Source organism: Streptomyces sp. NBC_01450 (assembly GCF_036227505.1).
Lineage (GTDB): Bacteria > Actinomycetota > Actinomycetes > Streptomycetales > Streptomycetaceae > Streptomyces.
In genome coordinates, this window is record NZ_CP109480.1 from 8,640,323 (window position 1) to 8,662,543 (window position 22,221).

A 22,221-nucleotide genomic window follows, 5' to 3' on the forward strand; every position below is an offset into this window, starting at 1 on the left:
GCCCCGTGGACGGGCGGAACCAGCGGCTCCCGTGCTGCGACCGCCCGGCCCGTCACTCGTACTCCGTGCCGCCCTTGCGCGTGAGATACGCCGGGCTGACCGCCTTCGCGATGGCCCGGCCGCCGGTCACGGGGCTGTAGCGCTCGACGGCCGGGCGGATCACGACACCCTCCCGCAGATGCAGTTCGCGCCCGGACACGGTCTCCCGGCCCGAAGCGACCTCCAGGACGCGGTCGATGTCGTACGGGCCCTCGTACAGCCGTGGCACCAACGGCAGTTCGCCGTCGAGGAGCGCGGCGGCGTCCAGCCAGCGGACCTCGCCGTCGATCTCCGCGGACACGTCGAACACGGCGTAGCCGAGGGACTCGCGGCGGCCGTCGGCGCCGTACGTCAGGTCCTGCACGCCCGCCCCGTACACCTCGCCGAAGATGCCGACCCGGCGGGCGCCGAGCCGTTCGGCGAGCCGGGCCGCGGCCACCGCGACGCCATGGCCGTGGACGGCGCGCCAGTACAGGTTGCGGGGATCCTCCTTGAGGGCGAGCGACTTGGCGCCGAAGCCCTTGGAGGAGACGTGCGCGCGGCCCTCGTCCGCCAGGTAGGTCACCAGGCACGCCGAGCCGTGCAGCTTCTCCGTCAGGACGACGCTCTCGCCCGGCGCGAAGATGTCCGGGTAGCGCTGGATGTTCTCGATGTCGACCCAGGGCAGTAGATCGGGCACGGACTCGACGTCGCCGTTCATGGTGGGCGGGATCGGCGGCACCCACTTGACGATGCCGAGCGCCTCGGCGAAGTCGGTACCGTCCGCGACGGCCCGCGCCAGGTCGACGTCGGCCAGCGCCTTGGGGCGGCAGACGATGCCCTGCGACAGCTCACCGCGCAGGCGTACGGCCTTGACGCGGTCGGAGCCGGGGCCCGCGAGGCGTCCGGTCAGGCCCAGTTCCTCGATGAGCTCGGTGGGGAGCACGGACTGCTCGGGGATGTAGACGGCACTCTCGCCGGTGCGGTAGGCGCCCTTGGCGACGACAGCTCGGTACAGGCCCACCTGGGCCAGTTCGAGCGCGTCGGCGTTCGGATGCTCGTGGACGGTCAGCACTTCGGCGGTGACGCGCAGCGTCGACATGGGGACTCCTCGGGTTCCGCGGGTACCTCAACGGGGTTTCATCGCGCCCAACTGTCCCGAGGAGAAAGGGGTGGAGCGAGCGGATTTGCGGCTGCTAGCGTCGGATTCTTCGGCGCGCGGCGAGGCCGTACCGCTACGGCGAGCGCCGGGCTCGCCGGTACTCACACAACCCTTCCTCCACCAACCGCGCGTTGGACATCGCCCGCTGCCCGTCCGGCAGGACCAATGTGTCCTCCAGGCCGATCCGGGTCGCGAGCCCCAGCCGTCCCGCGAGTCTCAGGACCGGCCAGGTGCCGCCCTCCTCGCCGTGCAGCAGGACGGGCCGGCCGTGCGCGGTGCCCAGGTCCGCCAGGAGGGAGCGGGCCGACCGCTCGGCCGTCTCCGGAGAGGCGTCCGTCACCTCGGCCAGTACGCGCAGCACCCGTGGTCCGAGCGGCGATCCCGCGAACCGGGCGGCGCCGTCCGTGCCGGACCAGATGCCCGCCTCCACGCCGATCCCACGGTCGAGGAGCGCGGCCGCGAGCTCCTCGGCGCCCGGCTCGTGCCAGTTGACCGAGGCGTGGTCGGGCAGGACGGTCCAGGAACGGACACGCTCCACGCGGGCGCTGGGATCGGGTTCGGCCCAGGCGCCGGTGGTGACGCCGACCGGGACGGCCACCCGTGCCCGTATCGCTTCGAGCGTCGCCGCGACCACCCTCGCCGACAAGGTGTCCCGTCCGCAGGGCGTCTTCGGGTGCACATGAACGTCCGACGCCCCCGCCAGGACCGCCCCGGCCGCCGAGTCCCCCATGGCCCCGGGAATCATCGGCACGCCAACCCCGTCGCCGGCCCCCCGACCCCCGTTCAGACAAACCTGCACCATGCCTCCGAGCCTGCCAGACCCCGCACTCGAAGGGACGCGGGGAACCGCCCATCCAGCCGCAGCTGAACAACCCCGGCAAGGGCAGCGCCCCTTAAAGGACGCGGAGAACCGCGCGCCCAGCCACGGACAACCCCGCAGCCGACATCTCTCCTCGCACGCCGCCCATCCAGCCGCAGCCGAACAACTGCGGCGGGGCAGCGCCCCTTAAGGGACGCGGGGAACCGCGCGCCCAGCCACGGACAACCCGGCAGCCGACATCTCTCCTCGCATGCCGCCCATCCAGTCGCCGCTGAACAACCCCGGCGGGGGCGGCGCCCCTAAGGGGCGCGGGGAACTGCGCGCCCAGCCACGGACAACCCCGCAGCCGACGACTCACCCGCAGTTCCCGTAACCCGACCGCCCCGCTCAACCCAGCGGAGCGCTCACGCGGAGACCAGCAACCGCCCGCGCCTGGCCTCCGCCAGTGCCTCGGGCGTGAGCACGGGCCGCGGCACGACGATTCCGCAGCCTGTGCAGACGGGACCCGACGACGGTTCGTGCGCCAGGTCGTACTTCCAGATGAGGCGCTCACCGGTGCAGACCGGGCAGACCGTGTCCGGTTCGCGCTCCAGCGCGGCGATCAGCCGGCGCAGCACCTCGGCCAGTGATTCATGGGGGTGGATCCGAGGATCGTCGCACCACGCGACGCCGAAACCGCCCCAGGTCAGCCGGTGCCAGTCGTCCACGCTGCCCGGCCGGCGCAGCCCGTCGTGCTTCTCCTTCTTGCGGCGTTCGGCGAACTCGACCTCGTAGGCGAGCCAGACGGAGCGGGCCTCCTCCAACTCGTCCAGTGCGGCCACGAGCCGCGCTGGATCGGGGGACCGGTCCTCGGGACCGAACCCGGCCCGGGAGCAGAGATGGTCCCAGGTCGCCCGATGCCCGTAAGGGGCGAACCTCTCCAGGCACTTGCGCAGTGAATAGCGTCGCAGTGCCAGATCACTCCTCGGATCTCGCACCTGTCTCGCCAGACTCCGGAAACCCGCCATCGCCCTGCACCTCCGTCACACCTGCACCTGTACTTCGGTCACTTCGGCGTCGCCGTCCCAAGGACGTCGCCGAGTAGACGTATCGACACGTGATTCGGCTCCATCCAATTTCCGATGAGCGCCACAAGCCACCGGCCGAACTCCCTCCGGCCTACCTCCCTTCGCTGTCAGTCACCCGTTGAAAAGCCTGTGGGTCGGGGTGCCGGGTGCCGGGGTGTCGGTCGTCGGCTCCGCAGGGCCACTCGATCTCTAAACGGCTCGTGACCTCTGAACAGCTCAGTGATCGTTGAAAAGTTGACGCATGTTCATCTTCCAACTCGGGGATACCGGCGGTAACGTCCGGCCCACCCCCGTCGGTAGGAGCAGCCATGCCACGGCGCACCGCACGCACCGCACTCGACAGACTGAGAACTCCCCGCAGATTCCCCAAGTTCCTCGGGGCGGCATCCATCTGTGCCCTCATAGCCGCCCTGTTGTCCCCGCTGACCCAGGCGGCGGCCGCCGACAGCACGGCCGCGCTCGCCGCCAACGACTACTGCGGCGGCCAGTGTTCGGACATCCTCCCGCCCGGTCAGAACGGCAACGCCACCCTCGCCCAGATCCTCCTCAACCAGGCCTTCGGCATCCAGCCCGACCACGCCGAGGACCAGCTCGGCCCCTACAACAACCTGGCCTCGGGCGCCGCCACGCTCACCGACGCCAAGATCAACGACTTCTTCAACGACGCGTCGTTCGGGGTCGCCTCCGACCAGGTCGCCTCCACCACCGCGCCCGGCGGACGCACCGACGTGACGATCGTCCGCGACAAGAAGACCGGTGTGCCGCACATCACCGGCACCACCCGCTACGGCACCGAGTACGGCGCCGGGTACGCGGCCGCCCAGGACCGGCTGTGGCTGATGGACGTCTTCCGGCACGTCGGCCGCGGCCAGCTGACCTCCTTCGCCGGCGGGGCCCCCTCCAACCAGGGCCTGGAGCAGGAGTTCTGGCGCAACGCCCCCTACACCGAGGCCGATCTGCAGACCCAGATCGACAACGCCATCGCGAACAACGGCACCCGCGGCCAGCAGGCCCTCGGCGACGCCAACGCCTACATCGACGGCATCAACGCCTACATCGACGCCTCCGACAGCGGCCGTTACTTCCCCGGCGAGTACGTCCTGACCGGCCACAAGGACTCCATCACCAACGCCGGCACCATCGACCACTTCAAGATCACCGACCTGGTCGCGCTGGCCTCCGTCATCGGCTCGCTCTTCGGCTCCGGAGGCGGCGGCGAGGTCAACAACGCCATCTCGCTGCTGGCCGCGCAGTCCAAGTACGGCGTGACCGAGGGCACCAAGGTCTGGGAGTCCTTCCGCGAGCGCAACGACCCCGAAGCGGTGCTCACCGTCCACAACGGCGAGAGCTTCCCGTACGCCTCGAAGCCCGACACCGCGCAGGGCGAGGCCCTGCCCGACGCCGGTTCGGTGACCCAGGAGCCGCTGGTCTACGACCGCACCGGCAGCGCGGCGACCGCCACCGCCACCAGCACCTCGGCGACGGCGGCCGCCACCACCCTCACCTCGGCGAAGCGCGGGATGTCCAACGCCCTCGTGGTGAGCGGCAAGTACACCGCCAGCGGACATCCGATCGCCGTCTTCGGGCCGCAGACCGGCTACTTCGCGCCACAGCTCCTCATGCTCCAGGAGATCCAGGGCCCGGGCCTCAGCGCGCGCGGCGCCTCCTTCGCGGGCCTGAGCATGTACGTCGAACTCGGCCGCGGCCAGGACTACTCCTGGAGCGCGACGACCTCCGGCCAGGACATCATCGACACCTACGCCGTCGAGCTGTGCCAGGACGACTACCACTACCTGTACCACGGCACCTGCACGGCCATGGACAAGGTGGAGCGGACCAACTCCTGGAAGCCCACCACGGCCGACAGCACGGCGGCGGGCTCGTACCGCATGCAGGTCTACCGGACCAAGTACGGTCCCGTGGAGTACCGCGCGACGGTCGGCGGCAAGAAGGTCGCGTACACGACCCTGCGCTCCTCCTACATGCACGAGGCCGACTCGATCATCGGCTTCCAGATGCTCAACGACCCGGACTACGTGAAGAGCCCGGGGACGTTCCAGAGCGCGGTGCAGCACATCAACTACACCTTCAACTGGTTCTACGCCGACTCCTCGCACACCGCGTACTACAACAGCGGTGACAACCCGGTGCGCGCGACCGGCGTCGACGCCGAGTTCCCGGTCCGGGCGCAGGCCGCCTACGAGTGGCAGAACTGGGACCCGACCACGAACACCGCCTCGTACACCCCGCCGTCCGCCCACCCCAACTCCATCGACCAGGACTACTACATCTCCTGGAACAACAAGCAGGCCAAGGACTACACCACGGCCCCCTGGGGCGACGGTTCCGTGCACCGCGGGAACCTCCTGGAGGACCGGGTGAAGAAGCTGGTCGCCGCGGGCGGGGTGACCAGGTCCTCGCTCACCAAGGCGATGGCCGACGCCGCGCTGGCCGATCTGCGGGCCGAGGACGTGCTGCCGAAGCTGCTGAAGGTCATCAACAGTTCGACGGTCACGGACACCACGGCCGCCGCGGCGGTGACCAAGCTGTCCGACTGGGTGACGGCCGGCGCCAAGCGCAAGGAGACCTCGGCCGGCTCGAAGGCCTACGCCAACGCCGACGCGATCCGCATCCTGGACGCCTGGTGGCCGCTGCTGGTGAAGGCCGAGTTCCAACCCGGTCTCGGCACCGACCTGTACACCGCCTTCTCCAACAACCTGCCCATCGACGAGTCGCCGTCGGCCGCGCACGGCCCGACCGGCGCACACGCCGGAAGCTCCTTTCAGTACGGCTGGTGGAGCTATGTCGACAAGGACATCCGGGCGGTCCTCGGCGAGTCGGTGCAGGGCGGACTGTCGCAGAAGTACTGCGGCAGCGGCAGTCTCAGCGCCTGCCGGGACACCCTGATCAGCACGCTCAAGACGGCGGCCGGCCTGACGGCCGCCCAGGTCTACCCGGGCGACGACCAGTGCTCGGCGGGTGACCAGTGGTGTGCCGACTCGATCGTCCAGCGGACGCTCGGCGGCATCAAGCACGGCAAGATCACCTGGCAGAACCGGCCGACCTATCAGCAGGTGGTGGAGTACACGTCGCACCGGTGACCCCGGAGCGCGTCGCGGACTTCCCGGCGGCGGGTCACTGAACGCGGCCCGCCGCCAGCACCACCTGGGCCAGCTCCCGGTGGCAGATGTCGCTGTGGGCCCCGGACGGGGGCCCGCCGCGGTTCACCACCGCGCACGCGTCGACGTTCACGCACCCCGACACCGGCAGCTTCGCGCGCAGCGCGTCGGCGAGCGTGAACGTCTTCGTGCCTTCCACCGCCTGCACCCCGTCGTGTCCCATCGCGCCCCAGCGGGCGCCCAGGAGGTGGCCGGGGTCGAGATCGACGCCCAGCACCGAGCGGTCGTCGTCCGCCATCCGGGAGGCCAGCGGATAGATCGTGCCGAGGGCCGTGTCGAAGTGGGAGTAGCAGCACACCACAGGGCCGTCGACGCGGCTCGGCAGACCGTGCAGCACGCCGCTCGACCGCGGGTCGCCTGGCAGCCGCGCGGCGAACGCGTAGTGCGAGAACGCCCCTTGGAGCAGCGTCACGGACTTCACCGTGCGCACGCCCTCGGGCAGCCCGCGCAGCGCGAAGGAGACCAGCCGTCCGCCGAAGCTGTGCCCGACCAGGTGCACGCGCACCCCGGGCGCGGCGGTCGCGAGCTGTCCGAGTGCCCGCCCGAGCCCACGCTCTCCCACCGTGCCGGCGCGCCGCTTCATGGCGTAGTACGTGGCCTGGCGCAGCAGTTCACGCGCCCCGTCCCAGAGCCGCGGCAGCGCGAAGGCCTCGCCGGGGGCCGCCATCCGGGCCAGCGCATCGGCGAACTCGCCGCACGCCGTGGCCGTGTCCCCGAAGAGCATCGCGGGGTCGCCCTGGGGCACCCCCGCCGCGAGCGTGTCCGCGGCGAAGGCGGCCTGCGGTCCCTGCGGGCGCACCTCCACCAGCCGCCGTACCAGACGCCCGAACTCCTCCAACGAGGCGCCCTCGTCCGGTTGTTGGTCCAGCAGGCGTGCGATCTGCTCGACGACCGTCGTCCGGCCGGGGAACACCTCAAGGAGCGCGTGCCGGGTGTCCTTGTCGAGCGCGGCGCGGGCGGCGGCGGGCACGCCGGTGGAGACGGCGGCGGCCACCGACCGGGGGAAGTCGGGGATCGGCTCGTCCGAGAACCGCATCGAGGGCCACACCACACCGACGTACCCCAGACGCGCGTGCGGCGCGAGGTCCGGGACGGGTGCGAAGAACTGGCTGTAGAGACGGGTCGCGCCGGAACGGTCGTTGTTCCAGCCGTGCGCGAAGACGATCAGATCACGCACTCCGCGCCGGGGCACCTCCGCGAGCAGCCGGTCCCTTTCCCGGCCGTCCACGTCTCCGTCCGCGTCGAAGGTCAGTTCCCAATAGGGAGAAACACTGACTGCCGGATCCGCCATGGCAAGCCCCCTCGTCCCCCGAAGGCGGTGCGATGTGGGCGCATCGTCCTACCGGGGGCGAAGATTGGCCATAGGTCACGACCCATCCAAGGAAAAGAAGTTCTTTCCGTTCATCCGTAGAGCAGATATTCCTTCCGGATCCCTTGGAAAGCCTTCAGTTCGTCCTGCCAGGCGGCCACGATCTTGTCGGCCGTCGTCCCCGCGTCGATCATCCTGCGCACGCTTGTGGAACCGGTCAGCTTGTCGATCCAGTTGTCCGAGCGCCAGGTGAAGCCGCTCCAGACCTTCTTGGCGGTCACCAGGAGGGCGATTCCGGTGCGGACGGGGTCGTACGCGGCCCGGTCGTGCACATGGATCTGCACGCCGCCGATCGTCTTTCCCTGGAACTTGGAGAAGGTCGGAGCGAAATACGCCTCCCTGAAGCGCACGCCCGGGAGCTTGAGCCGGTTCGCCTCCAGCGCCCATCGGCCGTCGATGCCCTCCGCGCCCAGCAACTCGAACGGGTGGGTCGTGCCGCGCCCCTCCGACAGGTTCGTCCCCTCGAAGAGACAGGTTCCGGAGTACACCAGGGCGGTGTCGGCCGTCGGCATGTTCGGGCTCGGCGGCACCCACGGAAGGCCGGAGGCGTCGTAGAAGTCCGACCGCTTCCAGCCCGACATCAGTACGGTGGTCAGTTCCACCGGCGCCGCCAGGAACTTCCCGTTGAACAGCCGGGCCAGCTCCGCCACCGTCATCCCGTGCGCCTGCGCGATGGGCTGCCGTCCGACGAAGGTCGCGAACTCCTTGTGCAGCATCGGGCCCTGGGCCGCCCGTCCGGTCACCGGGTTCGGCCGGTCCAGCACCACGAAGCGCTTGCCCGCGAGCCGGGCCGCCTCCATGCAGTCGTACAGCGTCCAGATGTACGTGTAGAAACGCGCGCCCACGTCCTGGATGTCGAAGAGGACGGTGTCCACGCCGGAGGCGGTGAAGATGTCGGCGAGAGGTCGCCCGCTCTTGAGGTACGTGTCGTAGACCGGGAGTCCGGTCGCCGGGTCGTCGTAGCGGCCCTCGGAGCCGCCGGCCTGCGCGGTGCCGCGGAAGCCGTGTTCCGGGCCGAAGACGGCGGTCAGCTCGACGTGGGGGTCGGCGTGCATGACGTCGACGATGTGGCGAAGGTCTCGCGTGACACCGGTGGGGTTTGTGACGACGCCGACGCGCCGGCCGTGGAGGGCGGTGTAGCCGGATGCCTGGAGCTGCTCGAAGCCGGTGCGCAGGGGGTCGGCGTGGGATGCCGTCGTGGTGGGGGTGGTGCGGGTCGCGGCGAAGGCGGCGGTGGCGGTGGCCGTGGCGGTGGCCGTGAGGAGGGCTCGGCGGGAAGGGCACATGGGGGGACCTCCGTGATCGCGGAAGGCTGGTACCGGCACGTTAGGCGCTCCCGCGGACGGTGCGTAAGCGGCAGGCCGTACGCGGCCGGTCGGGCCCACCCGGCGGAGCCGCATATGTGACACAGCCCCACCCCCCTGAAAAGTACGCCCCTTCCCTCGCTACATACCGACTGGTTAGTCTGGGGTCGCAGCTGAGCCGTGTTGTGTCGCGTCGTGTCGAAGGAGACCGATGGTGGAAGCCGTGCAGGATGCGGGAGTCGTAGTCACCGGAGCGGGGGGCGGCATCGGGGCCGCGCTGGCCCGTCGTTTCGCCGCCGAGGGGGCCCGGGTCGTCGTCAACGACCTGGACGCCGCCAAGGCGAAGGCCGTGGCCGAGGAGATCGGGGCGATCGCGGTTCCCGGCGACGCGTCCGCGATCGTGGCCGAGGCCCGGGACGCCCTCGGGGGCACCATCGACGTCTACTGCGCCAACGCGGGCCTTCCCTCGGCCGGCAGCGAGTCGGCCGACGAGAAGGTCTGGGCGCTCGCCTGGGACGTCAACGTGATGGCGCACGTACGGGCGGCCCAGGAGCTGCTCCCGGCCTGGCTGGAGCGTGGCAGCGGCCGGTTCGTCTCCACCGTCTCCGCCGCCGGACTGCTCACCATGATCGGCGCCGCGCCCTACAGCGTCACCAAGCACGGCGCGTACGCCTTCGCCGAGTGGCTGTCGCTGACCTACCGCCACCGCGGCCTCAAGGTGCACGCGATCTGTCCGCAGGGCGTGCGCACCGACATGCTCGACGCCACCGGCAGCGCGGGCGACCTGGTCCTCCAGCCGACCGCCATCGAGCCGGAGGCCGTCGCGGACGCGCTCTTCGCGGGGATCGCGGAGGACCGCTTCCTGATCCTGCCGCACCCCGAGGTCGCCGGGTACTACCAGGTGCGGGCCACGCAGCCGGACCACTGGCTGGCGAACATGAACCACATCCAGCAGAAGTGGGAGGCGACCCGATGACCACGTACGCCGACCGGCCCTGGGTCGCCCTCCTCAATGACGCCCAGAGCGGCCCGGTGAGCCCGGCCGACTCCCTGGTGCACGCCCTGCGCGGGGCCGTGGCGGCCGCCCCGGACCGCGCCGCGCTCGCCTACTTCGACGGGCGGCTGAGCTACCGCGAGGTGGACGAGCTGAGCGACTCCGTCGCCGGGCACCTCGCCGCCCGCGGTCTGGAGCGCGGCGACCGCGTCGCGATCCTGCTCCAGAACTCCCCGCACTTCGTGCTCGCGCTGCTCGGCGCCTGGAAGGCGGGCGCGACCGTCGTGCCGGTCAACCCGATGTACAAGTCGGGCGAGGTCCGTCACGTCCTGCACGACGCGGACGTACGCGCCCTGGTGTGCTCCGACCGCGCGTGGGAGTCGTATCTGCGCGACACGGCGGCCGACTCGGCCGTCAGCGTCGTCCTCACCGGGTGCGAGTTGGACTTCCAGACGCGGGGCGACGCGCGTGTGCTGACCTTCGAGCGGCTGCCGCAGGCCGCGGACGCCGACGATCTGGTGGCCGTCGCCCGGGCGGGCCACAAGGCCCCCGAAGGGCGTGACGCGGAGCCCTCCGACATCGCGCTGATCAGTTACACCTCCGGGACGAGCGGCACCCCCAAGGGGGCCACCAACACGCACGGCAACATCATGTACAACGCCGAGCGGCAGCGGACGGGGCTCGGGCTGCCCGAGGCGCCCGTCTACTTCGCGATGGCACCCCTGTTCCACATCACCGGGATGGTCTGCCAGCTCGCCGCCTGCCTCAACAGCGCGGGCACGCTCGTCCTCGCCTACCGTTTCGAGGCGGGGGTCGTCCTCGACGCGTTCGCCGAGCACAGGCCGCTGTACACGGTGGGCCCGTCGACCGCCTTCATGGCACTCGCGGCGCATCCGGCGGTCACGCCGGACCACTTCTCCTCCTTCGTGAACATCTCCTCGGGAGGCGCGCCGCTGCCGCCCGCCCTGGTGGAGAAGTTCCGGGCCGGCGTCGGGCCCTACATCCGCAACGGCTACGGACTCACCGAGTGCACCGCGCCCTGCGCCTCCGTACCGCCGCACCGGGAGGCTCCCGTCGACCCGGTCTCCGGCACGCTGGCCGTCGGCGTGCCGGGCCCCGACACGGTCGTACGCATCGTCGACGACCAGGGCCAGGAGGTGCCCTTCGGGGAACAGGGCGAGATCCTTGTACGAGGGCCCCAGGTCGTGCCCGGCTACTGGCGCCGTCCCGAAGCCACCGCCGAGACCTTCCCGGACGGTGAGCTGCGCACCGGAGACATCGGATTCATGGACCCGGAGGGCTGGCTCTACGTCGTCGACCGCAAGAAGGACATGATCAACGCGTCCGGCTTCAAGGTGTGGCCCCGCGAGGTCGAGGACGTGCTCTACACGCACCCCGCGGTCCGCGAGGCGGCCGTCGTCGGCATCCCCGACGGCTACCGCGGCGAGACCGTGAAGGCCTACATCAGCCTGCGGCCGGGCGCCGACGAGGACCCCGACGCGCTCGCCGCGTACTGCAAGGAGAGACTGGCCGCCTACAAATATCCGCGGTACGTGGAGATCCTGCCCGAGCTGCCGAAGACGGCGAGTGGCAAGATCCTCCGTCGGGAACTGCGTTCCCGTCCCCAGGACTCTCAGTAGACGACCAGCAGACGACGCGTTTCACCGGACAAACGCTTGGAAGGCAGGTGGCGGCAGTGCCCAGGACGACGGACGGAGACGGTACGCCCGTCCCGCAGCGGCTCTTGGCCGCCGCCACCCGGCTCTTCGCCGAGCAGGGCTACGACCGCACGTCCGTGCAGGAGATCGTGGAGGCGGCGGGCGTCACCAAGGGCGCGCTGTACCACTACTTCGGGTCCAAGGACGACCTCCTGCACGAGGTGTACGCGCGTGTGCTGAGGCTTCAACAGGAGCGGCTGGACGCGTTCGCCGACGCCGACGCGCCGGTGGAGGAGCGGTTGCGGGGTGCCGCCGCCGACGTAGTCGTCACCACGATCGACAACCTCGACGACGCGGCGATCTTCTTCCGCTCCATGCACCACCTCAGCCCCGAGAAGGACAAGCAGGTGCGCGCCGAGCGCCGCCGCTACCACGAACGCTTCCGCGCGCTCGTGGAGGAGGGCCAGAAGAAGGGCGTCTTCTCCACCGCCACCCCGGCCGACCTGGTCGTCGACTACCACTTCGGCTCGGTGCACCACCTGTCGACCTGGTACCGCCCCGATGGCCCCCTCACCCCCCAGCAGGTCGCCGACCACCTGGCGGACCTGCTGCTGCGCGCGCTACGGCCGTAGGGACCGCAGTGCCCCGCGCCCATGAAAAGGGGCGCGGGGCACTGCGCGATCTTTTGCGGGGTCCGGGGGCGCGGCCCCCAGGGGACGGGAATGGGTAGGGGCGGCGGGGGCGAAAAGCCCGTCACCGCCCCACCGGACCGGACGGTCACACGTACTTCTTGATCTCCCGTCGCGCCAGCGACCGCTGGTGCACCTCGTCCGGCCCGTCCGCGAGCTTCAGCGTGCGCGCGCTCGCCCACAGCTCGGCCAGCGGGAAGTCCTGACTGACACCCCCCGCACCGTGCAGCTGCACCGCCTTGTCGAGGATGTCCACGACCGTGCGCGGGGTGGCGATCTTGATGGCCTGGATCTCGGTGTGGGCACCCTTGTTGCCGACGGTGTCCATCATCCAGGCGGTCTTCAGGACCAGGAGACGGAGCTGCTCGACGGCCACGCGCGCGTCCGCGATCCAGTTCTGGACCACGCCCTGCTGGGCGAGCGGCTTGCCGAAGGCCGTACGGGACACGGCCCGGCGGCACATCAGCTCGATCGCCCGCTCGGCCATGCCGATCAGCCGCATGCAGTGGTGGATACGGCCCGGGCCGAGCCGCGCCTGGGCGATGGCGAAGCCGCCGCCCTCCTCGCCTACGAGGTTGCTCACGGGAACGCGGACATGGTCGAAGACGACCTCCGCGTGCCCGCCGTGGGAGTGGTCCTCGTAGCCGTACACCTGCATGGCGCGCCGGACCTCGAGCCCCGGGGTGTCGCGCGGGACCAGGACCATGGACTGCTGGCGGCGGATGTCCGGCCCGTCCGGGTCCGTCTTGCCCATCACGATGAAGATCTTGCAGTCCGGGTTCATCGCCCCGGAGATGTACCACTTACGGCCGGTGATGACGTAATCGTCACCGTCGCGCTCGATGAGCGTGGTGATGTTGGTGGCGTCGGAGGAGGCCACCTCCGGCTCGGTCATCGCGAACGCCGAGCGGATCTCACCGGCGAGCAGCGGCTCCAGCCACTGCTTCTTCTGCCGCTCGTCGCCGAACTGCGCGAGCACCTCCATGTTGCCGGTGTCCGGCGCGGCGCAGTTCAGCGCGGTGGGCGCCAAGTGCGGGCTGCGGCCAGTGATTTCGGCGAGCGGCGCGTACTGGAGGTTGGTGAGCCCGGCGCCGTACTCCGCGTCGGGCAGGAAGAGGTTCCACAGACCCTGCCTGCGGGCCTCCGCCTTCAACTCCCCGACCACCGCGGGCGTGTCCCACGGGGAGGCCAGCCGGGCGCGCTGCTCCTCCGCGACCGCCTCCGCCGGGTAGACGTGCTCGTCCATGAAGGCGAGCAGCTTCCCGCGCAGTTCCTCGGTGCGTGCGTCGTATGCGAAGTCCATGCGGGTCAGCCTTCCTGAAGAGTGGTCAGACCGTGCTCGATGAAGAACGGGACCAGTTCACCGATGCGGTCGAAGCCCGCGCCGACCGTCTGGCCGAGCGTGTAGCGGTAGTGGATGCCCTCCAGGATCACGGCGAGCTTGAACCAGGCGAACGCCGTGTACCAGGCGACGTCGGACACGTCGCGGCCCGAGCGCGCGGCGTACCGTTCGATGATCTCGGCCGGGTCCGGGTGCCCGGCGGCCGAGGCGGTCGTGCTGATGGGGGAGTCGGGCAGGTCCAGCGGCGCGCTGTACATCACCAGCAGGCCGAGGTCGGTGAGCGGATCCCCGAGCGTGGACATCTCCCAGTCCAGGATCGCCGTGATCCGGTCCTCCGCGTCGATCAGCACGTTGTCGAGCCGGTAGTCGCCGTGTACGACCGCGGGCGCGGGGGAGTGCGGCAGCGCGCGCCCCAGAGCCGCCTGCAGCTCGTCGATCCCTGCCAGCTCACGGTTCCTGGACGCGTCCAACTGCTTGCCCCAGCGGCGCAGTTGCCGGTCGAGGAAGCCCTCGGGACGTCCGAAGTCGGCGAGGCCCACGGCGGCGGGGTCGACGGCGTGCAGTTCGACGAGGGTGTCGACGAGGCCGAGTACCGCGTTCCGGGTGCGCTCCGGGCCGAGCGGGGCGAGCTGCTCGGCGGTGCGGTACGGGGTGCCGGCCACGAACTCCATGACGTAGAAGGGGGCGCCCAGCACCTCCTCGTCCTCGCACAGCAGCACCGGACGCGGTACCGGGACGGCCGTCGGGTGCAGCGCGCTGATCACCCGGTGCTCGCGCTTCATGTCGTGCGCGGTGGCCAGCACATGCCCGAGCGGAGGCCGGCGGACGACCCAGCTCGTGGCGCCGTCCGTGATCGCGTACGTGAGGTTCGACCGCCCGCCCTCGATCAGCCGGCCGGTCAGCGGGCCGTGCACCAGACCGGGTCGCTCGCTGTCGAGCAGGACGCGCAGTCGGTCGAGATCGAGACCTGGCGGGTGGTCGGGACTCATTCTTTTCTCCTGCACGCCGGGAAACTGGACAGGACCATGATGCCGACCAGTCGGTATGTCGTCCAGCGTCGGGGCGAAACGTGATCGGCGTCTCCCCCCGGAAGCCGGGGGAGACGCCGGGGCGTGCTCGCGACCGGGCAGCTTCTAGTGGTCGTCCCAGTGGCCGTCGTGCTCGGCGTGGCGGTGGCCGTCGTGCAGGTAGTCGACGTGGTCGCCGTGGGTGACCGCGGGGTGCCCGCAGCCCTCGCCGTGCCGGTGGCCGTGCTCGCCGTGCGCCGTGTGGCCCTTCGGCTCGCACTCGTCCCAGTGTCCTGAGTGCTCCCGGTGCAGGTGTCCGTCGTGCGCGTAGTCGACGTGGTCCCCGTGCTGCACGGCGGTGTGCCCGCAGTCCGGGCCGTGGGTGTGCTCGTGGGTCGGGTGCTCCAGGTGAAGGGTGGTCATGGTGCTCACCTTCGTGAGTGGCGTGAAATGACGGCTCAGGCTAGCGCCAGAAAGAACCGCATCCATCACTATTTGCACCATTACGCCCCATTTGACCCTGTTTGGAACACCAGTGCCACCGCGCACACGGCCAGGGCGACCGTGCACAGGGTCGCCGCCGTCGCGTGCCGCGGTGCGAGTGCGGGGGGACCGTCGGTGCCGGACGTCGTCGAGAGCACGCGGATGCGCCGGTGCGCGAGCGCCAGGAAGCCCAGCCACAGCGCGCAGCACAGGGCGCAGGCCGTCAGGTCGATCGCCGACGGGCCGCCGTGCAGCGCCGCCTTGGCCGCGAGGACCGCGGCGACGGTGCTCGACAGGGTCGTACGCCGCCACGCGAGCCGCGTACGCTCCGGCTGCAGCCCCGGGTCCCGCTCGCGGCGGTGCTCCGGGCCGGGCACGGTCACCCTTCCCAGCCGACGAGGACGACGACGACCATCGCGACGGCCACGATCGCGACGGCGATGCTCAGCAGCGCCGGGAAGCGCGACACGGGAAGGTCCTCCCCCCGGCGCATCGCGCGCTCGCAGCGCACCCAGTGGTTGACGGCGCGCAGTGAGCAGAGCACGCCCGCCGCCAGCAGGGCCAGCGCGAGGCCGACCCGCCAGCCCCGGCGCAGGTCCGGCAGGAACTGATCCACGGCGAAGCCCCCGCCGATCAGCGCCAGCGCGGTGCGCAGCCAGGCGAGGAAAGTCCGCTCGTTCGCCAGCGAGAACCGGTAGTCGGGCGTGCCGCCCTCCTGCCGGACCGCCTCGGGCGCGAACCACAGCCGGACGTTCCGTACGAATTCGATCACGCCATCGACCCTACCGGGGCCCGGCGGGGGGCTCAGCCGGTGCCCGTCGCCCGGTGGTCCTTCAGGCGCTCGTACGCCGCCAGGCCGTCCGGCACCCACGTCCAGTCCGACAGGCGCCGCTCCACCTCCTCCTCGGTGAGGAAGTCGTGCCAGGCGACCTCCTCCTTCTGAGGGTTCACCGGAAGGTCGCAGCGGACCTCGTAGACGGCCGACCACCAGGTCTGGCCGGAGCCGTTGTCGTAGAGGAACTTGAAGAGGGGGACGGGCCGGGGGAGCCCGGAGACCCCGAGCTCCTCCTCGGCCTCGCGCAGGGCCGCGGAGTCGTACGACTCGCCCGCGCCCACGACCCCGCCGACGAACATGTCGTACAGCGAGGGGAAGACGAGCTTGACGGGTGTACGGCGGTGGACGAAGAGCCGGCCCTCGCGGTCCCGGGCCTGGATGAACACGCACCGGTGGCGAAGACCGCGCGCGTACGCCTCGCCGCGCGGGGACTGCCCGATGACCACGTCGTTCTCGTCCACGATGTCGAGGATCTCGTCAGCGGCACTCATGGTCCCATCCAAGCAGCCGCCGGAACCGGGGACGGTGCGCGCCGCCCGTGCGGCCCGACGCGGCGCCGCCGGGCGCCTCAATGCGGCTGGAGGTCCCGTACCGACTCCGTCTTGGTGGTGCCCGACGGCATCGCGGGATGCAGGCCCAGCAGGAGGATTCCCACCACGATCGCCGCGAGCCCCGCCGCTTCCCAGGCGAGCGCCCCTACGTCCGTGTGCAGCCGGTCCCCGAGGAAACCCACCCCGCACACGATTCCGGCCAGGGGCTGGGCGGCGGTGAGCGCGGGCAGTGACATCCGCAGCTCCGCCGTCTCGAAGGCGCTCTGCACCAGGACGAGGGCCGTCACCCCGAGCACCAGCACGCCGTACGGCTGCCAGCCGGTCAGCAGCTCGTTCCAGCCGCCGGCGCCGAACCGCTGCCCGCTGACCCGGGTGAGCGCGTCCTGCACGCCGTACAGCAGCCCCGCGGCCAGCGCCAGCAGGACGGGCGCGGCGCTCAGCCGGGAGCGCTTGGCGTAGGTGGTGAGCAGCAGCGCGAGCCCGATCATGATCCCGATGATCAGCCAGTGCCGCAGCGGATCCATGACCGAGTCGCCGCCCCTGGGCTTGCCCGCCAGGATGAACGCCGTGACCCCGCCCGCGAGCAGGCCGAGCCCCGCCCAGCCCTGGCGGCCCAGGGGGTGCTTGGTCTGGTGACGGGAGAGCGCGAGCGCGAAGAGCAGGTTGGTCGCGAGGAGGGGTTCCACCAGGGAGATCTCGCCCTCGCCCAGGGCGACCGCACCGAGGATCATGCCGCACGCCATGAGTCCGATACCGCCCAGCCAGCGGGGCACCCGGATGAGGTCGAGCAGCAGGCGGGGGGAGAGGAAGTCGCTCAGCGGAGCGTGCGAGGCGGCGTTCTGCTGGAGCACGAATCCGAAGCCCAGACAGCAGGCCGCGCTCACCGAGAGAATCAGAACGAGAACCGACACGCTGGATACCTCGATACGTTCGGGTCAGCACGGGTCACGGGCGCGTATTCCCGCCGACTGTAGTGCCATCGGCCTGGCCCTGCCCACGGGAGTACCCGGAACCGGGCAGTTGACTCGGTCACTCTTCTTGCCGAAGGATCTGACCGATCAGTAACAACAAGCTGGTCGAACGGCAGCCGCGCCTGTTCGACCGGTATTGATGCCTGATGTCTTTCGTACCACTGTCTCATCAACCAACGACCGATGCCGCCGGCTCGTGACGAAGCCGACAGAAGTCGACCGGAAACGTCGGCAGGCCGAGAGGACGGGCCCATGGCCTACGACGCAGATGTGATCGTGATCGGAGCGGGCCTCGCGGGGCTCGCCGCGACCGCGGAGCTCGTCGACGCGGGCCGCACGGTGATTCTCCTCGACCAGGAGCCGGAGCAGTCGATCGGCGGCCAGGCCCACTGGTCCTTCGGCGGACTCTTCTTCGTGAACTCGCCCGAGCAGCGCCGGATGCGGATCAAGGACAGTCACGCGCTCGCCCTCCAGGACTGGATGGGCACGGCCGGCTTCGACCGGACCGAGGACCACTGGCCGCGCCGCTGGGCCGAGGCGTACGTGGACTTCGCGGCCGGTGAGAAGCGGTCCTGGCTGCACCAGCAGGGGGTCCGCTTCTTCCCGGTGGTCGGCTGGGCGGAGCGCGGCGGATACGACGCCAACGGCCACGGGAACTCCGTGCCGCGCTTCCACATCACGTGGGGGACCGGGCCCGGGGTGGTGGCGCCCTTCGAGCGGCGGATACGGGCCGGGGTCGCCCGGGGGCTCGTCCAGCTCAAGTTCCGCCACCGCGTCACCGGGCTGTCGCGTAGCGCGGGCACCGTCGACACGGTCACCGGGGAGATCCTGGAGCCGTCCGGCATCGCGCGCGGGCAGGCCAGCAGCCGTACGGTCGCCGGGGCGTTCGAGCTCAAGGCGCAGGCGGTGATCGTCACCTCGGGCGGTATCGGCGGCAACCACGACCTGGTCCGCGCGAACTGGCCCGAGCGGCTCGGCACGCCGCCCGAGAAGATGGTCGCGGGCGTCCCCGCGCACGTCGACGGCAAGATGCTCGCGATAGCCGAGGAGACGGGCGCGCACCTCATCAACCGCGACCGCATGTGGCACTACACCGAGGGCATCCAGAACTGGAACCCCATCTGGGAGAACCACGGCATCCGTATCCTGCCGGGCCCGTCCTCCCTGTGGCTGGACGCCCGGGGCAACCGGCTCCCGGTGCCGCTCTTCCCGGGCTTCGACACCCTCGGCACGCTCGAACACATCATGAAGACCGGCCACGACTACACGTGGTTCGTGCTCGACCAGAAGATCATCGGCAAGGAGTTCGCACTCTCGGGCTCCGAGCAGAACCCGGACCTGACCGGCAAGTCGATCAGGGACGTGATCGGCCGGGCCCGCGCCGACGTACCCGGCCCCGTCAAGGCGTTCATGGACAACGGCGCGGACTTCGTCGTCGAGAAGGATCTGGGCGCCCTGGTGCGCGGCATGAACGCCCTCACCAAGGAGTCGCTGATCGACGAGGCCGCGCTGCGCCGCGAGATCGTCGCGCGCGACCGGGAGATCGCGAACCCCTTCACCAAAGACCTCCAGGTGATGTCGATCCGCGGCGCCCGCAACTACCTCGGCGACAAGCTGATCCGTACGGCCACCCCGCACCGCATCCTCGACCCCAAGGCGGGCCCGCTCATCGCCGTCCGCCTCCACATCCTCACCCGCAAGAGCCTGGGCGGCCTGGAGACCGATCTCTCCTCGCGCGTGCTGACGGAGGGCGGCGACCCGCTCTCCGGTGTGTACGCGGCCGGCGAGGCCGCCGGCTTCGGCGGCGGCGGAGTCCACGGTTACCGCTCCCTCGAGGGCACCTTCCTCGGCGGCTGTCTCTTCTCCGGACGCACGGCGGGCCGCGCGGCCGCCAAGGCGGTGAGCTGACCCTCGCGGGGGGCCGTTTTGGGGTCGGGTTTCAGCCGTGACCCGGGCTCCGGGGAACCGGGGCCCGGGCGCGGCTCGGCCCCCGCGGGGAGTCGGGCTCGCCCCCGGAGGGGGCTGCCCCACCAGCCCGTTCCCGGCCCGCAGGGCGTGCGGAGGAACATCAACTCTGCGCCATTCAAGGGTAGTTGCAACGGGCAGCGAACCAATCGGGCCTTGACGTAAACCCTCAGCCAAGGGTTTGCTGTGCGTGATCACCCCTTGACCAGCCGCGTCTGTGAGGAACCCCCGCGGTGTCGCCACCCCCGCCACCCCCTCCTCCCCTCGGCCGTGGTCGTAAACGCGCGGCCCACGCCTTCGACGCCGCGCTCGACGACACCGAACTCGTCGCCGCGCGCGCCTCGTTGGCGCAGGGACGATGGACCGCGGTCCGCGCACTGCTCGCCGCGACGGGCGACGACTGGGACCGCCGCGGACACCGTGTCACCGTCCTCGCGCAGGAGCCCGCCGCCCACGCCTGGGCCCGCGACTGGCAGCTCGCCGAGCCCGAGTCCGCCGACGCCGCCGTGCTGCTCGCCTGCGCGACCGTCGAGCGCGCCCTGCACGGCAAGGACCGCCCGGAGGGTGCCCGCGAGGCCTGCGCCGCCGCGGCCGCGCTCGTGCCCGCCGACCCCACCCCCTGGCTCGGCCTGCTGATACTGGAGCGTTCGCGCGGCAGCGAGGGCGACGTGGTCCGGCTCTTCGACGAGGTGCGCCACCGCTACCCCGACCACCACCACGCCCACCACCTGATGGTCGCCCGGCTCGCCGAGCGCCGCGCCGAGGCCGGTCAGGACCCCCTCCACGAGGTCTACGACTTCGCGAACTGGGCGGCCGAACAGGCGCCCGCCGACTCTCCGCTCGCGATGTTGCCCGTCGTCGCGCACGCCGAGCGCTATCGCGTACTGGCCGGTGCCGGCAGCGAGTCCACCGACCCGGTCGCCTCCGGGCACTGGGTCGGACGCCGGGCCCGCCAGGTGATGAAGGCCGCCTTCGACTGGTGGCTGGAGTGGGAGCGCGAGGACCACCCCCGCCGCCACCTCGACCTCAACTTCCTCGCCCACGCCAAGTTCTGCGAGGGCCGGGGCGCCGAGGCCGCCGCCCTGTTCCACCGCATCGGGCCGCACGCCACCCCGGTGCCGTGGTCGTACCCGGACCGCGACCCGTACCAAGCCTTCCGTGCCGCCCGCGACAGCGCCCTCGGCACGGCGTGACCCCACCCACAAGAAGTCGAAAAACCCGAAAGGACGGCCCCGCGATGACGACGGGCAGTTCGAGCACATCGAGCAGTTCGAACACGGGTAGACCCGCCACGGCCGGTGGCGCCATCAGCACCTTCAAGGGCCAGGAGCGCGCCCTGCACGCGGGCCGCCTCGGCACGGGAGGTCTGCTGCTCTCCGTCCTCGCGGCGACCGCCCCCCTCATGGTGGTCGCGGGTGTCATGCCCACCACATTCGCGGTGATGGGCATCGTCGGACAGCCGCTGCTCTTCGTCATCCTCGGCGTGGTGCTGGTGCTCTTCAGCGTCGGGTACGCCGAGATGAGCCGCCACGTCCACAACGCGGGCGCCTTCTACGCCTACGTCGCCCGCGGTCTCGGCGGCACCGCGGGCGCGGGCGCCGCCGCGGTCGCGCTCGTCGCCTACAGCGCCCTGCAGTTCGGCATCTACGGCATCTTCGGCTTCGAGGTCTCCGGGCTGTTCGCCACCTACGCCCACGTCGAGGTCGCCTGGTGGATACCGGCGCTGATCGCCGTCCTCGCCGTCGGCGCGCTCTCCTGGCTGAAGATCGACGTCAACGCGCTCGTACTCGGCGTCCTCCTGGTCGTCGAGGTGGCGCTCGTCGTCATCTTCGACATCGCCGCCGTCGCCGACCCCGCCAAGGAGGGCCTCTCCCTGCACGCCTTCAACCCGGACACGCTCACCGGGGCGGGCGTAGGAACCGCGCTGTGCTTCTGCATCGCCGCCTTCACCGGCTTCGAACAGGCACCGGTGTACGCCGAGGAGACCAGCCGCCCGCACATCCTCGTCCCGCGCGTGATGTTCCTGGCGATCGGCTTCGTCGCCGTCTTCTTCGCGCTCAGCTCCTGGGCGCTGACCGTCGCCGCGGGCCCCTCCGGGATCGTCGGGGCGGCGCAGAAGCAGAGCGCCGGACTGCTGTTCTTCCTCACCGAGTCGCGCCTCGGGGGAGCCTTCACCGACGGCCTGCACGTCCTCTTCGTGACCGGCATGTTCGCCGCGCTGCTCAGTTTCCACAACGTCGTCGCGCGCTACGCCTTCGCCATGGGCCGCGAAGGGCTGCTGCCCGCCGCCTTCGGCCGGACCACCGGCAGCAGCGGCGCGCCCGGCACCGGCTCGCTGCTGCAGACCGGCGTCTCTGCGATCGTGCTGATCGCGTTCGCCGTGACCGACGACAAGCCCACCGGCGACCCGACCGCGCCCGTGCTGCACCTGTTCACCTGGGCCGGCAACGTCGGCGCGCTCGGCGTCATCCTGCTGATGGCGGCGGCCTCGGTCTCAGTGATCGTCTTCTTCGCCCGCCGCGGCGCCGCCGGCGCCCAGGCCTGGCGCCTGGTCACCTCGGCGATCGCGGCCGTCGCCCTCCTCGTGATCGCGGGCTACACGGTCAAGGACTTCGACATCCTGGTCGGTGCCGGTCCCGGCTCCGTGCTGAGCTGGCTGCTGCCCGCCCTCGTCGCGGCCGCCCTGGTCGTCGGCCTGGTCCAGGGCCTGGTGCTGCGCTCCCGCAAACCCGAGGCGTACGCCCGTATCGGCCTGGGCAACGAGGCGTTCCAGCTGGACAAGGCGGCGGAGTCCACGCCCTGACCGG

General features: G+C 71.0%; 19 protein-coding genes. 7 read left to right on the forward strand and 12 right to left on the reverse strand.

Translation table 11 applies throughout. The features are described 5' to 3' along the window. Positions 1-52: 52 nt before the first annotated feature. The 3 genes from OG568_RS38405 to OG568_RS38415 all read right to left on the reverse strand — a co-directional run bounded on the left by OG568_RS38405 (position 53) and on the right by OG568_RS38415 (position 3,007). Entirely contained in the window at positions 53-1,120 is a 1,068-nt protein-coding gene (locus tag OG568_RS38405) for an RNA ligase (ATP) (protein WP_329534865.1), read from the reverse strand. A 133-nt stretch (positions 1,121-1,253) separates the two neighbouring features. Then, complete coding sequence (locus OG568_RS38410) at positions 1,254-1,982, reverse strand: 3-keto-5-aminohexanoate cleavage protein (RefSeq protein WP_329534866.1); 729 nt, start codon at positions 1,980-1,982, stop codon at positions 1,254-1,256. A 422-nt stretch (positions 1,983-2,404) separates the two neighbouring features. Next, on the reverse strand, positions 2,405-3,007 hold the full coding sequence (locus tag OG568_RS38415; RefSeq protein WP_266581405.1) for a hypothetical protein: 603 nt from the start codon (positions 3,005-3,007) through the stop codon (positions 2,405-2,407). Positions 3,008-3,375: 368 nt separating this feature from the next. Between OG568_RS38415 and OG568_RS38420 the strand changes: the two genes are divergently transcribed. Further along, the gene (locus tag OG568_RS38420; RefSeq protein WP_329534867.1) at positions 3,376-6,168 is read left to right on the forward strand and encodes a penicillin acylase family protein; all 2,793 of its coding nucleotides are present in this window, start codon (positions 3,376-3,378) and stop codon (positions 6,166-6,168) included. 34 nt (positions 6,169-6,202) lie between these two features. Here OG568_RS38420 and OG568_RS38425 read toward each other — a convergent pair whose 3' ends face one another. Both OG568_RS38425 and OG568_RS38430 read right to left on the reverse strand, forming a co-directional pair. Beyond that, positions 6,203-7,537 carry a serine-threonine protein kinase gene (locus OG568_RS38425; RefSeq protein ID WP_329534868.1) on the reverse strand — a complete coding sequence of 445 codons (1,335 nt, stop codon included), beginning with the start codon at positions 7,535-7,537 and terminating at the stop codon, positions 6,203-6,205. A gap of 110 nt (positions 7,538-7,647) precedes the next feature. Then, positions 7,648-8,901 carry an exo-beta-N-acetylmuramidase NamZ family protein gene (locus OG568_RS38430; protein WP_329534869.1) on the reverse strand — a complete coding sequence of 418 codons (1,254 nt, stop codon included), beginning with the start codon at positions 8,899-8,901 and terminating at the stop codon, positions 7,648-7,650. Positions 8,902-9,130: 229 nt separating this feature from the next. Between OG568_RS38430 and OG568_RS38435 the strand changes: the two genes are divergently transcribed. Genes OG568_RS38435 through OG568_RS38445 form a run of 3 tightly spaced genes read left to right on the forward strand, consistent with a single transcriptional unit; the run spans position 9,131 to position 12,203 of the window. Beyond that, on the forward strand, positions 9,131-9,895 hold the full coding sequence (locus OG568_RS38435) for an SDR family oxidoreductase (protein ID WP_266623476.1): 765 nt from the start codon (positions 9,131-9,133) through the stop codon (positions 9,893-9,895). After that, positions 9,892-11,553 (forward strand): AMP-binding protein, encoded by a 1,662-nt coding sequence (locus tag OG568_RS38440; RefSeq protein ID WP_266415821.1) that lies wholly within the window; start codon positions 9,892-9,894, stop codon positions 11,551-11,553. The genes OG568_RS38435 and OG568_RS38440 overlap by 4 nt, the downstream gene beginning before the upstream one ends. Positions 11,554-11,609: 56 nt before the next feature. After that, the gene (locus OG568_RS38445; RefSeq protein WP_266415823.1) at positions 11,610-12,203 is read left to right on the forward strand and encodes a TetR/AcrR family transcriptional regulator; all 594 of its coding nucleotides are present in this window, start codon (positions 11,610-11,612) and stop codon (positions 12,201-12,203) included. A gap of 145 nt (positions 12,204-12,348) precedes the next feature. Here the strand turns inward: OG568_RS38445 and OG568_RS38450 are convergent, their stop codons facing one another. From OG568_RS38450 to OG568_RS38480, 7 genes are all read right to left on the reverse strand, one after another. Continuing rightward, positions 12,349-13,563 (reverse strand): acyl-CoA dehydrogenase family protein, encoded by a 1,215-nt coding sequence (locus OG568_RS38450; RefSeq protein WP_266415825.1) that lies wholly within the window; start codon positions 13,561-13,563, stop codon positions 12,349-12,351. A gap of 5 nt (positions 13,564-13,568) precedes the next feature. Then, positions 13,569-14,591, reverse strand: a complete 1,023-nt coding sequence (locus tag OG568_RS38455) for a phosphotransferase family protein (protein WP_329534870.1) — start codon at positions 14,589-14,591, stop codon at positions 13,569-13,571. Positions 14,592-14,735: 144 nt separating this feature from the next. After that, positions 14,736-15,032 (reverse strand): hypothetical protein, encoded by a 297-nt coding sequence (locus tag OG568_RS38460; RefSeq protein WP_329534871.1) that lies wholly within the window; start codon positions 15,030-15,032, stop codon positions 14,736-14,738. Between the two features lie 80 nt (positions 15,033-15,112). Next, on the reverse strand, positions 15,113-15,475 hold the full coding sequence (locus OG568_RS38465; RefSeq protein ID WP_329534872.1) for a DUF202 domain-containing protein: 363 nt from the start codon (positions 15,473-15,475) through the stop codon (positions 15,113-15,115). Beyond that, on the reverse strand, positions 15,472-15,864 hold the full coding sequence (locus OG568_RS38470) for a YidH family protein (protein WP_329534873.1): 393 nt from the start codon (positions 15,862-15,864) through the stop codon (positions 15,472-15,474). The genes OG568_RS38465 and OG568_RS38470 overlap by 4 nt, the downstream gene beginning before the upstream one ends. Positions 15,865-15,896: 32 nt before the next feature. Further along, complete coding sequence (locus OG568_RS38475; protein ID WP_329534874.1) at positions 15,897-16,418, reverse strand: NUDIX hydrolase; 522 nt, start codon at positions 16,416-16,418, stop codon at positions 15,897-15,899. 77 nt (positions 16,419-16,495) lie between these two features. Beyond that, a complete protein-coding gene (locus OG568_RS38480; protein ID WP_266581385.1) occupies positions 16,496-17,389 on the reverse strand; it encodes a DMT family transporter in 894 nt (297 codons plus the stop codon). 312 nt (positions 17,390-17,701) lie between these two features. Here OG568_RS38480 and OG568_RS38485 point away from each other — a divergent pair, with 312 nt between their 5' ends. The 3 genes from OG568_RS38485 (at position 17,702) to OG568_RS38495 (ending at position 22,217) form a co-directional block, all read left to right on the forward strand. Continuing rightward, on the forward strand, positions 17,702-19,357 hold the full coding sequence (locus OG568_RS38485) for an FAD-binding dehydrogenase (protein ID WP_329534875.1): 1,656 nt from the start codon (positions 17,702-17,704) through the stop codon (positions 19,355-19,357). 290 nt (positions 19,358-19,647) lie between these two features. After that, positions 19,648-20,607, forward strand: coding sequence for a hypothetical protein (locus OG568_RS38490; RefSeq protein ID WP_266685546.1), 960 nt, complete (start codon positions 19,648-19,650; stop codon positions 20,605-20,607). A gap of 44 nt (positions 20,608-20,651) precedes the next feature. After that, positions 20,652-22,217, forward strand: a complete 1,566-nt coding sequence (locus OG568_RS38495) for an APC family permease (RefSeq protein WP_329534876.1) — start codon at positions 20,652-20,654, stop codon at positions 22,215-22,217. Positions 22,218-22,221 lie beyond the last annotated feature (4 nt).